This is a genomic window from Streptomyces sp. NPDC006458 (assembly GCF_040612135.1).
GTDB lineage: Bacteria > Actinomycetota > Actinomycetes > Streptomycetales > Streptomycetaceae > Streptomyces.
Genome location: NZ_JBEXPR010000014.1, coordinates 1 through 12,894, shown reverse-complemented (window position 1 = coordinate 12,894; position 12,894 = coordinate 1). Strand labels below are relative to the sequence as shown.

Here is a 12,894-nt window from a genome sequence, read left to right as displayed (position 1 = left end):
ATTGCGGAAAACCCGCAGCACGGCAATCGGATTTGCGGGGGATGGCCTGCAGCTTTCCCTCACAACCGAACATATCTCGCCCGGACGGATGTCGTCACCCTCTACTGCGGCGTACCTCCGTTCAGGTGAATTGACACTCTCATTACCTGCAACGATGCAACTTCACAGTCAGTTCCGGTTTATTTCGAAGGAATCCGGCGAAGCCGCGACCACGGCGGCACAGACCAGGCCGTCGAGGGTGTTCGTGCCCGCCTTTCCCGCCACGTCCGTCCGTTCGCCTGTACCCCCTTCCGTCTCTTCAGCCATCTGTTCCCCTGTCCTTTCCCGGCTCACCCCCGTGTACACGGGTGTCATCACATCGCGGTACCCGACTTCGGCGGCCATGGCCTCCCGGACCGCACGAGCCGCCTCAGCCAGGGAGGCGCCCGTCGTCATAAGGTCGTCCACGAGCACCACCGCGCCACCGCGCAGCAGCCCGGCCCCGCCGCGTGCCACGGCCAGGGCTCCGGCCAGATTCTCCCGACGGCGCCGGGAGTTGAGCCCCGCCTGGTCGGCCACCGGGCGGCACTGCCGCAGCACGGAGAGCACCCGGGCGGGCGTACCGGCTTGGCGCAGCTCCCCCGCCGCGGCGAGAGCGATCCGCCGCGCGGGGTCGTGCCCACGCGCCCGCACAGCCGCACGCCGGGACGGCACCGGCACGAGCAGCACGGGCAGCACAGGCAGCACAGGCACGCTCGGCCTCGCCCGTCGCCGGTCGAGGACATCGGGCAGGTCCGCCCGCCGGCCCGGCGCCGACTCCGATCCCGGCCCCAGCCCGGCCCGCACCGCGCCCGCCAGGGCCGCACCCAGCGGGCGGGCCAGGGACAGGGCTCCGCGCTCCTTGTGGGCCAGCAGCACGGCCCGGACCCCGTCCTCGTACGCCGCGGCCGCGTGGACGGCGGGCAGGCCCGCCGGCTCCGGCTCCGGTCGCACCCGACGCGGCGCGGCACCGCTCAGTACGGCCCGGCACTCCGGGCAGAGCACCGTGCGCGGCCTGCCGCAGCCTCCGCACTCCGCCGGAAGCACAAGGTCGGTGAGGTCCTGCCACCACCCCCGCATGCCCACCACTGTGCCAACGCCCGCGCGACCCGGCCACCCCTGTGGACAACCACCTGTGGACAACTCGGCGTGCGCAGGCACACGAGCTCCGCCTCCCCTCTGCCGTACCAGCCATCGGGCACCTGAGGAACACCGAGAGCTCCGTGAAACAGCCAGGCCCGCCAGAAACAGAAGAGCGGCCGGCCCACCAGGCCGAAGCCCAGCGAGACGACCGCTCCCCGCACCACCGCGGTCAGCACCTCACCCCGGATACACCGGCGCCGTGCCGTCCTTGACGACCTTCTGCCACTGCTCCCCCGTGGGCATGCGCACGATCCCGTCCTCCGAGTGCGCGACCAGCGGAACCCCGCCGTCCTCGGTCCCGGCGATCTCCTCCACGCCCGTCAGCGCGGCGGGCGGCGGAGCCTCCGGCGTGGAGCCGTCGACCAGGACGTACTGCATCTGCTGCACGCCCCCCTGCTTCGTGCCCACCACCACCAGCCGGCTCTCGCCGACCCAGGACATGGTGGTGACCTCCTCCAACTCCGGAGTCGCCGAGCGCAGTTCCAGCACCGCCACCCGCGTCCGCTCGTCGGCCTCGGTCGGCTTGTCGCCGCGCTCGATTCGCCCGATGAGCAGCGACTGCTTGCCGGCCTTCTCCACGACGAGGGCGATCCGCACCCCGTCCCCGGCCACCCGCACCGAGTCGATACGGCCGTCCAGTCCGGGCGTCTCCACCTCCACGGGCTCGCCCTTGCCACCGTCGAACAGCAGCAGCCGCGGCCGCTTCGGGTCCCGGTCGGCCACCCACAGGTCACCGGCGGCGTCCCAGCTCGGAGCCGTCAGCCGGTCGGTCTCCGCCCTGCCCTGGCTGACCAGCACGGGCTCCCCGAGCGAGCCACCCGACAACAGCGAGCCGACGAACAGCGCCCGCCGGTCCAGGCTCACCCCGGCCGCGAGGTCCTCGCGCCGCGCCACACCCGCCGACCAGAACTGGTTCGCCCCGTCGCCGAGCGGCCCCGGCACCGCCAGCGCCTCGTTGTCCTTGCTGCGCGCCGGCATCCGCACCAGCCGGTGCCTGCCGTCCAGGAAGTACAGGAACTCGGGACGCTCCGTCGCCCCCCGAGCGGCCACCGAGTCGGCGCTGTCCGCGGAGACCAGACACAGCTGCCTGCCCCCCGCCTCCAGCTCGATCTGATCCACCGCCGAGGTGAGGTTCTGCAGCGTGAACAGCAGCTGCGCCGCCATCTCCCGGCACTTGCCCGGCCCGACCCGCGCGGCGCTGTCGTTCAGCGGCACGGTCAGCGTGTTCTGCCCGTCGGGCGTCAGCGACTCCACCCCGGGCTTCAGCTTCGTCCCGGTGGGGAAGCTCGACCGGACGACCTGGTCGAGCCAGACCGTCGGGCCGTCGAGCAGCGAGCGGACCATGTGCGTCATCGGGTCCACGCGCTCCCGCACGAACACCGGATCGGCCACCGCCATCGGCCGCGACGGCGACCCCGCCACGCCGTTGGAGGCGAAGTAGTACTTGTTGACCGACATGTAGTTGCGCTCGAAGTCGGACTGGCCGAGCACGATGCCCCGCGGCGGCCTGCTGATCCGCCACTGGCCGTTCTTCTTGTTCCGCGTCAGCTGGATCTGCCGGCGGTAGTCGCCCGCGGCGGGGCTGTACGACTGCTGCGCGTCGAGCGCGCCGACCTCGGTGCCGGCCAGCGTGACGAAGTACGAGGAGGCGTGGTCCCGGTTCTCGGCAGGGTCGGCGTAGCTCTCCATCCCGTTCGCGAGGACGGTGGCGGAGCGCTCCGGCTCCCACTGCTTCGCCGCCTCGGGGGTCAGATACAGCTTCGCCGTCTCGTAGTGCGGGTCGTCACTGGTCAGCGCCTCCAGGAAGCCGTCCACGATGTCCGTCGGGGTCGCGTCCTCGCCGGGCGGCACGGCGAACACCCGCACCTGTGAGTCCTGCCGCGGCGTGTAGTCCACCCCCCGCAGATCACCGTCGTCGGGCATCGACGCACACCCCGACAGCAGTACGACACCACAGGCGGCGTACACCGCGCGCCGCGGCATCCGCCGGGCGCCCCCCTCCCGGTCAGCGGCCACGCGTTGCCTCCCCTTGCTCGTCCTGCGCGGCCGGGGCCGATCCCGGCTGCGCCGCGGACGTGTCGTCCGGTCGCCGTGCCCCACAGGCGGGCCGCGGCACCACGCGCGCGCCGTTGCCGGGCAGCGCAGTGGGGTCGGCCGAGGGCGCAGTCGTGGCGGGCCGCGTCGCCATCCGGTCCAGCGGCGCCTGACCGTTGACCTGCTGGGCGGGCACGGTGGCGCTCTTCTCGCCGCGCGGCAGTCCGGCCCCGTCCAGGCCGCGGTTGCGGCGCGAGTCCCTGGGTTCCAGAGGTATGGGCGAGCCCCGCAGCGGCTCGTCCGCCGTCCGCGGCAGTGTCAGCCGGAACTGCGACCCGCCGCCCGGCTCGCCCCACGCCTGGAGCCAGCCGCCGTGCAGACGGGCGTCCTCCAGGGCGATGGACAGGCCCAGCCCCGTACCGCCCGTGGTCCGCGCGCGGGCCGGGTCGGCCCGCCAGAAGCGGCTGAACACGCGCGTGGCCTCGCCGGGCTTGAGACCGACGCCGTAGTCGCGCACCGCGACCGCGACCGCCCCGCCCGCCGAGGCGAGCTTGACGACGACGTCCCGGCCCTCGCCGTGCTCGACGGCGTTGACGACGAGATTGCGCAGCACCCGCTCCAGCCGCCGGGCGTCCGCCTCGGCCACGACGGGCTGCTGGTCGCCCACGATCCGTATCTCGGTGCCCTTGCGCTCCGCGAGCGGCACGGCCCCGCTGACCACCCGCCGCACAACCTCCCTGAGGTCGATGGGCTCCGCCTCCAGGGCCGCCGCGCCCGCGTCGAAGCGGCTGATCTCCAGCAGGTCCGCGAGCAGCGACTCGAACCGGTCCAGCTGGTCGGCCAGCAGTTCCGCCGACCGCGCGGTCACCGGGTCGAAGTCCTCGCGGGCCTCGTGGATGACGTCGGCCGCCATCCGCACGGTGGTCAGTGGCGTCCGCAGCTCGTGGGAGACGTCCGACACGAACCGCCGCTGCATCCGCGACAGGTCCTCCAGCTGCTGGATCTTCAGCTGAAGGTTCTGCGCCATCTTGTTGAAGGCCTCGCCCAGGCGCGCGATGTCGTCCTCGCCGGTGACCTTCATACGTTCCTGAAGACGCCCGGCCGACAGCCGCTCGGCGATGCCCGCGGCCATCCGTACGGGCGTGACGACCTGGCGCACCACCAGCCACGCGATCGCCCCGAGCAGGACGACGACGAAGACCCCGGCGGTCGCCAGAGTGCCCTTGACCAGGCTCAGCGACTTCTCCTCCTGCGTCAGCGGGAAGAGGTAGTAGAGCTGGTACGGGTCACCGTTGGGGTCGTTGACCTCCTTGCCGATGACCAGCGCGGGCTGGGACTCCTTGCCCCGCTCGCTGTAGAACACGCGCGTGTACTTCTGGGCGGCCTCGCCGTCCCCGATACGGGCGCGCAGATCCGCCGGAATGCTCTTGTCCGGGTTCACGCCGCCGGAGGCACGCGGACTGCGCCCGCTGCCGCCGTCGTCGCCGACGGGCAGCGTCACCACGTCGAAAGCGCCCTGGCCGCCGCTGGAGAGCGAGCCGACCAGGTAGCTCATCCACTGGATGACGTTCTGCGCGGAGCGGCCATCCGTTCCGGCCGCCTCGTCGGCGGTGCCGCTGGCGGCCTCGTCGGCCCTCTGCTTGGCCACCGTGAACCCGCCGGTGGCCTGACTCTGGGCGGCCTTCACCTTGGCGTCCAGCAGCCCGTTGCGCACCTGGCCGATCACGACGAAGCCGAGCAGCAGGACGACGCCCAGCGACATCAGCAGGGTCGTGGCGACGACCTTGAGCTGGATGTTGCGCCGCCACAGCCGCATCACGGGCAGCAGCGGGCGACGCACCCAGCGTATGAACAGCCGAAGGACCGGGCTGCCCTGGACACCGCCCTGGAGCAACCCGCCCTCCAAGAACCTGCCCCAGCGCGAGAGTGCCGTCCGGCCGACAGGCCGCCCCGGACGGGTCCCGGACCGGCCGGGGGCCGAAGCGGCACTGTCTTCGGACATGTCAGCTCGGTCCGGCCTTGTATCCGACACCACGGACGGTCACCACGATCTCCGGCCGCTCGGGGTCCTTCTCGACCTTCGAGCGAAGCCTCTGCACATGCACATTCACCAGACGTGTGTCCGCCGCGTGCCGGTAGCCCCAGACCTGCTCCAGGAGCACCTCACGAGTGAACACCTGCCACGGCTTGCGCGCCAACGCGACCAGCAGATCGAACTCCAACGGCGTCAGCGCGATGGACTGCCCGTCCCGCTTCACCGAGTGTCCCGCCACGTCGATGACCAGGTCACCTATGGCGAGCTGCTCCGGCGCCGGCTCCTCCGACCTGCGAAGGCGGGCCCGGATGCGGGCCACGAGCTCCTTCGGCTTGAACGGCTTGACGATGTAGTCGTCGGCCCCGGACTCGAGCCCGACCACCACGTCGACGGTGTCGCTCTTGGCGGTGAGCATCACGATCGGCACGCCGGACTCCGCCCTGATCAGACGGCACACCTCGATGCCGTCCCGACCGGGCAGCATCAGGTCGAGCAATACCAGATCCGGCTTGGTCTCGCGGAAAGCGGCCAGCGCCTTGTCGCCGTCGGCTACGAAAGACGGCTCAAAACCTTCACCACGCAGCACGATGCCGAGCATCTCGGCCAGTGCGCTGTCGTCGTCGACGACAAGGACTCGTCCCTTCATAAACGACATCATCCCATTAGCTAATCGTTACCTGGCGTGACCTGGCACACAGCTCGGCAAGCCCTTCGCCGGTCACAGGCGAAACGGCACCTTCTTCGGTGACGATCGCCGTCACCAGTTCCGGCGGTGTCACGTCGAACGCCGGGTTGTACGCCTGGGTCCCCAAGGGCGCCACCACGATCCCGCCTCCCGCTCCCGCCACCGGCACCTGCGGCGCTGTGACCTCGGTCACTTCGAAGCCGGGGCGCTGCTCGACCTCGATCGACGCCCCGTCCGCAGTTCCCAGATCCACCGTCGTCCGCGGTGCCACCACGATGAACGGCACATGGTGGTAGCGCGCGAGCACGGCGAGCGGATAGCTCCCCACCTTGTTCGCCACCGACCCGTCGGCCGCGATGCGGTCGGCACCGATGAGCACCGCGTCCACCTCCCCCGCCGCGAACAGCGAACCCGCCGCGTTGTCGGTGAGCAAGGTGTACGCCATGTCGTTGCGCGCCGCCTCATAAGCCGTCAGGCGAGCACCTTGCAGCAACGGGCGCGTTTCGTCCACCCACAGGCGCCTGAGCCGGCCCTGCCGGTGCGCGGCGAGGGCCACCGCGAAGGCCGTGCCCTCTCCGCCCGACACCAGCGAACCGGTGTTGCAGTGCGTGAGAATCCGATGGCCCCCGCCCGGCAGCAGCTCGTCCAGCAGCGCGAGCCCGTGCGCGGCCATCCGGGTGCTGGCCTCGGCGTCCTCCCGGTGCAGCTGGCGCGCCGCGGCCAGCGCCGCCACGGCGGCCTGCCCCTGGCTGCCGCCGCGGGCGAGCGCGGCCTGATGCGCGGCCTGGGCCCGCCGCACGCCGACGGCGAGGTTCACCGCCGTCGGCCGGGCACCGGCCAGCGCGGCCGCCGCCTCTTCCACGTCGAAGCCTCGCGCGGCGGCGAGCGCGACACCGTAGGCGCCCGCGATCCCGAGCAGCGGCGCCCCGCGCACGGCGAGCGAACGGATCGCCTCCACCAGCGCGGGCGCGTCCGTGCACACCAGCTCGATCTCCTCGGCGGGCAGCCGCGTCTGGTCGAGCAGGACCACGACAGGCCCCTCGGGCGGCTCCTCCCAGCGGATGACAGGTATTCCGGTCGGCCGGCCGTCCTCGCCGGATTGCGCGTACTGATCAGCCATGCCGTCAGTCTGCCCCGGATCCGGCGGACAATTGAAGGTGCACAGCCCCTACCGCGACCGGTCCGTCCCGGACGGCACCATGACACGATGTGGGCCAACCTGCCGCCGCGACCGCGGTCGGGCACCGTGAAGGAGCGACGATGAACGACACTCCGGGCTGGGCCTCGCCCGGATCCGCCCCGTCCGACGATCAGCGCCCCGGCACTGATCCGGCCGACAGCCCGGCTCCCGCGGAACCGGCGGACCAGCCGACGGCAACCGGCGCGAAGTGGTCGCAGGAGCAACCGCCACCCGCCCAGTGGTCCACGCCCGTCGGCCCCGGCCAGACGCCGCCCCCACCACCCGGCCCGAACTGGGGCACCCCGCCCCAGGGCGGCTCGGGAGGCCCCGGCGGACAGCACGGCCCGGCCGGACACGGCGGCTGGGGCACCCCCTGGGGCGGCCCACCACCCGCCGCCAAGCCCGGAGTGATCCCGCTGCGCCCCCTCGGCGTCGGCGAGATCCTCGACGGCGCGGTCTCCACCATGCGCACCTACTGGCGCACGGTGCTCGGCATCTCCCTGACCGTCGCGGTCCTGATGGAGATCGTCACCGTCCTGCTCCAGGGCCTCGTCCTGAACGACACCACCGGCACCGACGGCCTCGGCGACCCGGACGCCACCCTGGAAGAGGTCACCCGCGCCCTGGGCGACGCCCTGCTCGGCATGGGCGTCCTGTTCGTGATCACCCTCATCGGCACGGTCGCGGTGACCGCCCTGCTCACCGCCGTCACCAGCCGCGCGGTCCTCGGCAAGCCCGTCACCGCCAAGGAGGCCTGGCGCGACGCCCGCCCGCAGGTGCTCAGGCTGCTCGGCCTGCTCCTGCTGCTGCCGCTCATCGCCATCGGCATCCTCGCCGTGGGCACCCTGCCCGGCGTCCTCGTCAGCGTCGCGGGCTCCCCGCCCGCCGGGGCCGTACTCGGCTTCCTCGGCTTCATGGCCGCGGGCGTCCTCGCCATCTGGCTGATGGTCCGCTTCTCCCTGGCCTCCCCCGCCCTGATGCTGGAGAAGCAGGGGATCAAGAAGGCCCTGACCCGCTCCACCAAGCTCGTCAGCGGCTCCTGGTGGCGGGTCTTCGGCATCCAGCTGCTGGCCGCGATCATCGCGAACATCGTCGCCATGGTCATCGTCATCCCGTTCGCCCTGATCGCCCTCGTCGTCAGCGGCGACGGCATCGGCGGCTTCCTCACCGGCGACGGCGACTTCGGCTGGACCTACCTGATCGTCACCGGCATCGGCTCGGTGATCGGCTCCATGATCACCTTCCCGATCACGGCCGGGGTGACCGTGCTCCTCTACATCGACCAGCGCATCCGCCGCGAGGCCCTCGACCTCGACCTGGCCCGCGCCGCCGGAGTCCAGAACTACGGCACCACCGCCGGGAGCTGATGCGGTGAGCCTCACGGGGGGAGTTCTCACAGCGGCGCCGGGCGCCGTCGACACAGCACTACGAGCCGCCCTGCGCGCCGGCCACCACACCACCCTGTCGTCGGCGCTCACACGGGCACGCACCGGCGACACCGAGCCGCCGCTGACCGTCCCGCGCGACCCCGCCCGCGAGGCGGCCCGCCGCGAGCTGGCCAAGCGCATGTACCACGAGAACGAACCGAACCTCCTGGAACGCGCCCTCAACTCCTTCTGGGACTGGCTCGGCAGCGTCTTCGACGCCGCCGACGCGGTGACACCCGGCGGCGCAGTCGGCCTGGTCGTCATCGCTCTCGCCGTGCTCGCCGTACTCGGCGCCCTCTGGTGGCGCCTCGGCAGCCCCCGCCGCGGCCCCGTCTCCGCCCCCGCCCTGTTCGACGACCGCCCACGCAGCGCCGCCGAACACCGCGCCGCCGCCGAAGCGCACGCCGCCCAGGGCCACTTCAGCCAGGCCGTCCAGGAACGCATGCGGGCCATCGTCCGCGCCCTGGAGGAGCGCGCCCTGCTCGACGCCCGCCCCGGCCGTACCGCCGACGAGGCGGCCGCCGACGCGGGCCGGGCCCTGCCCGCGCACACCGACCGCCTGCGCGCCGCCGCCCGCGACTTCGACGACGTCACGTACGGCGGCCGCACCGCGACCGAGGCCTCGTACCGCCGCATCGCCGAACTCGACCGCGACCTGGAACGCGCCAAACCCCGGCTCACCACGAGCAGCACCGCGAACACGGCCGACAACACCCGCCAGGGAGCCGCCGGATGACCACCGGGGCCACGCTCCCGACCACCTCGGCCTCGCCCACCGCCCGCCAGGTGTGGACCCGCACCCGCGGTATCGCGCTGGCCCTCGCGGTGCTCGTCGCGGGCGCCGTCGTCCTCGCCCTCGTCCGCTCCGACACCCGGCACGGCGCCCTCGACCCGCGCTCCGCCGACCCCCGGGGCAGCCGGGCCGTCGCCGAGCTCCTCGCCGACCGCGGCGTCGACACCCGCACCGTCACCACCCTCGACGACGCACGCGCCGCGGCGGGACCCGACACCACCCTCCTGGTCGCCGTGCCCGACCTGTTGACCGACCGTCAACAAGCCCTGCTGCACTCGACGACCGCCGCCTCCGGCGGCCGCACCCTCCTCGTCGCCCCCGGCGGCGCCTCCGTGGAGGGCCTCGCACCAGGCGTCTCGGCCGACCCCGTCACCAGCTTCGACACCACCCTCTCCCCCGACTGCCCGCTCCCCGCGGCCCGCCGAGCGGGCGACGCCGACACCGGCGGCATCCGGTACACCGTCACCAGCCCCGACGCCGAAGCGTGTTACCCCAGCAGGCGCCTGCCCACCCTCGTCCGGATCCCCGACACTACCGGAGACGGTGACACGGTCGTCCTCGGCTCCTCCGACATCCTCGTCAACGAGCACCTCGACGAGCAGGGCAACGCCTCGCTCGCCCTCCAACTCCTCGGCTCGCGCCCCCATCTGGTCTGGTACCTCCCCTCGCTGTCCGACACGTCGGCCACCGACAACGACGACGGCCGGCGCGGCTTCTTCGACCTGCTCCCCTCGGGCTGGCTCTGGGGCACTCTGCAACTCTTCATCGCCGCAGCCCTCGCGGCCCTGTGGCGGGCACGGCGGCTCGGCCCCCTCGTGCCCGAAAGACTCCCCGTGGCGATCCGCGCCTCCGAAACCGTCGAAGGCCGCGCCCGCCTCTACCGCAAGGCCGACGCCCGCGACCGCGCGGCTTCCGCTCTGCGCTCCACCACACGCACCCGCCTCGCCCCTCTCGTAGGCGTGCCCGTCTCCCAGGCGCACTCGCCCGAAGCCCTGCTGCCCGCCCTGTCCGCCCATCTCCACCAGGACGGACAGCCCCTGCACAGCCTCCTCTTCGGCCCGCCACCCGGCGACGACGCCGCACTCATCGCCCTCACCGACCAACTCGACGCCCTCGAAAGAGAGGTACGCCGTCCATGATGGACCCGACCACTGACAACGCCGGGCAGACCGGGCAACCGGGCAACCCCCGGGCCGCGCTGGAGGCCCTGCGCGCCGAGATCGCCAAGGCCGTGGTCGGCCAGGACCCCGCCGTCACCGGTCTCGTCGTCGCTCTCCTCTGCCGCGGACACGTTCTCCTCGAAGGGGTCCCCGGGGTGGCCAAGACGTTGCTCGTCCGCACCCTCGCCTCCGCACTCGAACTGGAGACCAAGCGCGTCCAGTTCACCCCCGACCTGATGCCCAGCGACATCACGGGCTCCCTCGTCTACGACACCCGGACCGCCGAGTTCTCCTTCCAGCCCGGCCCGGTCTTCACCAACCTCCTGCTCGCCGACGAGATCAACCGCACGCCTCCGAAGACCCAGTCGTCCCTGCTGGAGGCGATGGAGGAGCGTCAGGTCACCGTCGACGGCACCCCTCGCCTCCTCCCCGAGCCGTTCCTGGTCGCAGCGACCCAGAACCCCGTCGAGTACGAGGGCACCTACCCCCTCCCCGAGGCCCAACTGGACCGCTTCCTGCTGAAGCTGACGATCCCTCTGCCTTCCCGGCAGGACGAGATCGACGTCCTCACCCGCCACGCTTCCGGCTTCAACCCACGCGACCTCAAGGCCGCCGGCGTACGCCCCGTGGCGGGCCGCGCCGACCTCGAAGCAGCCCGTGCCGCCGTCGCCAAGACGACCGTCTCGCCCGAGATCACCGCGTACGTCGTCGACATCTGCCGCGCGACCCGCGAATCGCCCTCCCTCACCCTGGGCGTCTCCCCCCGCGGCGCGACCGCCCTGCTCGCCACCTCGCGCGCGTGGGCCTGGCTCACCGGCCGCGACTACGTCATCCCCGACGACGTCAAGGCACTCGCCCTGCCCACCCTCCGCCACCGCGTCCAACTGCGCCCGGAGGCCGAGATGGAGGGCGTGACCGCCGACTCCGTCATCAACGCGATCCTGTCCCACGTCCCCGTCCCCCGCTGATGGCACTCACTGGACGCGCCGCCCTCCTCGCGGCCCTCGGCTCCGTCCCCGTCGGTATCTGGGAGCCCAGCTGGGCCGGCATCCTCGCCGTCAACGCGCCCCTGGCCGTGGCCTGCGCCTGCGACTTCGCCCTGGCGGCGCCCGTACGCCGTCTCGGCCTGACCCGCTCGGGCGACACGTCCGTTCGCCTCGGCGACCAGGCCGACGTCACCCTCACGGTCACCAACCCGTCGCGCCGCGCCCTGCGTGCCCGTCTGCGCGATGCCTGGCCCCCCAGCAGCTGGCAGCCCGGCACCGAGGTGGAAGCCTCCCGTCATCGGGTCGACGTCCCACCCGGCGAACGCCGTCGTGTGACGACCCGGCTGCGGCCCACCCGGCGAGGGGACCGCCAGGCGGACCGTGTCACGATCCGCTCCTACGGCCCGCTCGGCCTCTTCACCCGCCAGGGCACGCATGTCGTGCCCTGGACGGTCCGGGTCCTGCCCCCGTTCACCAGCCGCAAGCACCTGCCGTCGAAGCTCGCCCGTCTCCGGGAACTGGACGGCCGCACCAGCGTCCTGCAGCGCGGCGAGGGCACCGAGTTCGACTCCCTGCGCGAGTACGTCCCCGGCGACGACACCCGTTCCATCGACTGGCGAGCCACCGCCCGGCACTCCACGGTCGCCGTACGCACCTGGCGCCCCGAACGCGACCGCCACATCCTCCTGGTCCTCGACACCGGCCGCACCTCCGCGGGCCGTGTCGGCGACGCACCCCGACTCGACGCGTCCATGGACGCCGCACTCCTCCTGGCCGCCCTCGCCTCCCGCGCCGGCGACCGCGTGGACCTGCTGGCGTACGACCGCCGCATCCGCGCCCTGGTCCAGGGCCGCACGGCGAACAACCTCCTGCCGTCCCTGGTCAACGCCATGGCCACGCTGGAACCCGAGTTGGTCGAGACGGACGCCCGGGGTCTGACGGCCACGGCCCTGCGGTCGGCACCACGCCGTTCGCTGATCGTCCTTCTCACCACGCTGGACACGGCACCCGTCGAGGAGGGCCTCCTGCCCGTCCTCTCCCAGCTCACCCAGCGCCACACCGTCCTTCTGGCGTCGGTGGCGGACCCGCATATCGCCCGCATGGCCAAGGCCCGAGGCAGTACGGAGTCGGTCTACGAGGCCGCGGCCGCTGCCCAGGCCCAGGCAGAACGGAATCGCACCACGGAACAGCTCCGCCGCAACGGCGTCACCGTGGTCGACGCTATTCCGGACGAACTGGCGCCGGCACTCGCAGACGCCTACCTGGCTCTCAAGACGGCCGGCCGCCTATGACGAAGGGGCTCTCTCGGGAGAGCCCCTTCCAGCACATTCCCCCAGAAACGCAGAAAACCCCCGTACCGATTAACGGTACGGGGGTTTTCTTCAATGATTGTTCGGCGGCGTCCTACTCTCCCACAGGGTCCCCCCTGCAGT

General features: G+C 72.5%; 10 protein-coding genes. 5 read left to right on the top strand and 5 right to left on the bottom strand.

What is annotated here, in order from left to right; all coding sequences use genetic code 11:
* Window positions 1-168: 168 nt before the first annotated feature.
* The 5 genes from ABZZ79_RS19940 to mtnA all read right to left on the bottom strand — a co-directional run bounded on the left by ABZZ79_RS19940 (window position 169) and on the right by mtnA (window position 7,035).
* Complete coding sequence (locus ABZZ79_RS19940) at window positions 169-1,098, bottom strand: ComF family protein (RefSeq protein WP_356690470.1); 930 nt, start codon at window positions 1,096-1,098, stop codon at window positions 169-171.
* 240 nt (window positions 1,099-1,338) lie between these two features.
* Entirely contained in the window at window positions 1,339-3,177 is a 1,839-nt protein-coding gene (locus ABZZ79_RS19935; protein WP_356690468.1) for an LpqB family beta-propeller domain-containing protein, read from the bottom strand.
* Window positions 3,167-5,197 carry an MtrAB system histidine kinase MtrB gene (gene mtrB, locus ABZZ79_RS19930; protein ID WP_356690466.1) on the bottom strand — a complete coding sequence of 677 codons (2,031 nt, stop codon included), beginning with the start codon at window positions 5,195-5,197 and terminating at the stop codon, window positions 3,167-3,169. The genes ABZZ79_RS19935 and mtrB overlap by 11 nt, the downstream gene beginning before the upstream one ends.
* A gap of 1 nt (window position 5,198) precedes the next feature.
* Complete coding sequence (gene mtrA / locus ABZZ79_RS19925; protein ID WP_198948386.1) at window positions 5,199-5,888, bottom strand: two-component system response regulator MtrA; 690 nt, start codon at window positions 5,886-5,888, stop codon at window positions 5,199-5,201.
* Between the two features lie 4 nt (window positions 5,889-5,892).
* Window positions 5,893-7,035, bottom strand: a complete 1,143-nt coding sequence (mtnA, locus tag ABZZ79_RS19920; protein ID WP_356690463.1) for an S-methyl-5-thioribose-1-phosphate isomerase — start codon at window positions 7,033-7,035, stop codon at window positions 5,893-5,895.
* 140 nt (window positions 7,036-7,175) lie between these two features.
* Between mtnA and ABZZ79_RS19915 the strand changes: the two genes are divergently transcribed.
* From ABZZ79_RS19915 to ABZZ79_RS19895, 5 genes are read left to right on the top strand one after another with little or no spacing between them, the layout of a single operon-like run.
* Window positions 7,176-8,462: a glycerophosphoryl diester phosphodiesterase membrane domain-containing protein gene (locus ABZZ79_RS19915; RefSeq protein WP_356690461.1), complete on the top strand. Its 1,287-nt coding sequence runs from the start codon at window positions 7,176-7,178 to the stop codon at window positions 8,460-8,462.
* A gap of 4 nt (window positions 8,463-8,466) precedes the next feature.
* Window positions 8,467-9,258, top strand: coding sequence for a DUF4129 domain-containing protein (locus tag ABZZ79_RS19910; protein WP_356690459.1), 792 nt, complete (start codon window positions 8,467-8,469; stop codon window positions 9,256-9,258).
* Window positions 9,255-10,454 carry a DUF4350 domain-containing protein gene (locus ABZZ79_RS19905; RefSeq protein WP_356690457.1) on the top strand — a complete coding sequence of 400 codons (1,200 nt, stop codon included), beginning with the start codon at window positions 9,255-9,257 and terminating at the stop codon, window positions 10,452-10,454. Before ABZZ79_RS19910 ends, ABZZ79_RS19905 begins: the two co-directional genes overlap by 4 nt.
* On the top strand, window positions 10,454-11,443 hold the full coding sequence (locus ABZZ79_RS19900; protein ID WP_356690789.1) for a MoxR family ATPase: 990 nt from the start codon (window positions 10,454-10,456) through the stop codon (window positions 11,441-11,443). Before ABZZ79_RS19905 ends, ABZZ79_RS19900 begins: the two co-directional genes overlap by 1 nt.
* Entirely contained in the window at window positions 11,443-12,753 is a 1,311-nt protein-coding gene (locus ABZZ79_RS19895; RefSeq protein ID WP_356690455.1) for a DUF58 domain-containing protein, read from the top strand. Before ABZZ79_RS19900 ends, ABZZ79_RS19895 begins: the two co-directional genes overlap by 1 nt.
* Window positions 12,754-12,894: the final 141 nt, after the last annotated feature.

Excerpts from the sequence above, each read along its gene's own strand:
- ABZZ79_RS19940 (WP_356690470.1), bottom strand. The coding sequence starts at position 1,098 with ATGCGGGGGTGGTGGCAGGACCTCACCGACCTTGTGCTTCCGGCGGAG.
- mtrA (WP_198948386.1), bottom strand. The coding sequence starts at position 5,888 with ATGATGTCGTTTATGAAGGGACGAGTCCTTGTCGTCGACGACGACAGC.
- ABZZ79_RS19900 (WP_356690789.1), top strand. The coding sequence starts at position 10,454 with ATGGACCCGACCACTGACAACGCCGGGCAGACCGGGCAACCGGGCAAC.
- ABZZ79_RS19915 (WP_356690461.1), top strand. The coding sequence starts at position 7,176 with ATGAACGACACTCCGGGCTGGGCCTCGCCCGGATCCGCCCCGTCCGAC.
- ABZZ79_RS19905 (WP_356690457.1), top strand. The coding sequence starts at position 9,255 with ATGACCACCGGGGCCACGCTCCCGACCACCTCGGCCTCGCCCACCGCC.
- ABZZ79_RS19895 (WP_356690455.1), top strand. The coding sequence starts at position 11,443 with ATGGCACTCACTGGACGCGCCGCCCTCCTCGCGGCCCTCGGCTCCGTC.
- mtnA (WP_356690463.1), bottom strand. The coding sequence starts at position 7,035 with ATGGCTGATCAGTACGCGCAATCCGGCGAGGACGGCCGGCCGACCGGA.
- mtrB (WP_356690466.1), bottom strand. The coding sequence starts at position 5,197 with ATGTCCGAAGACAGTGCCGCTTCGGCCCCCGGCCGGTCCGGGACCCGT.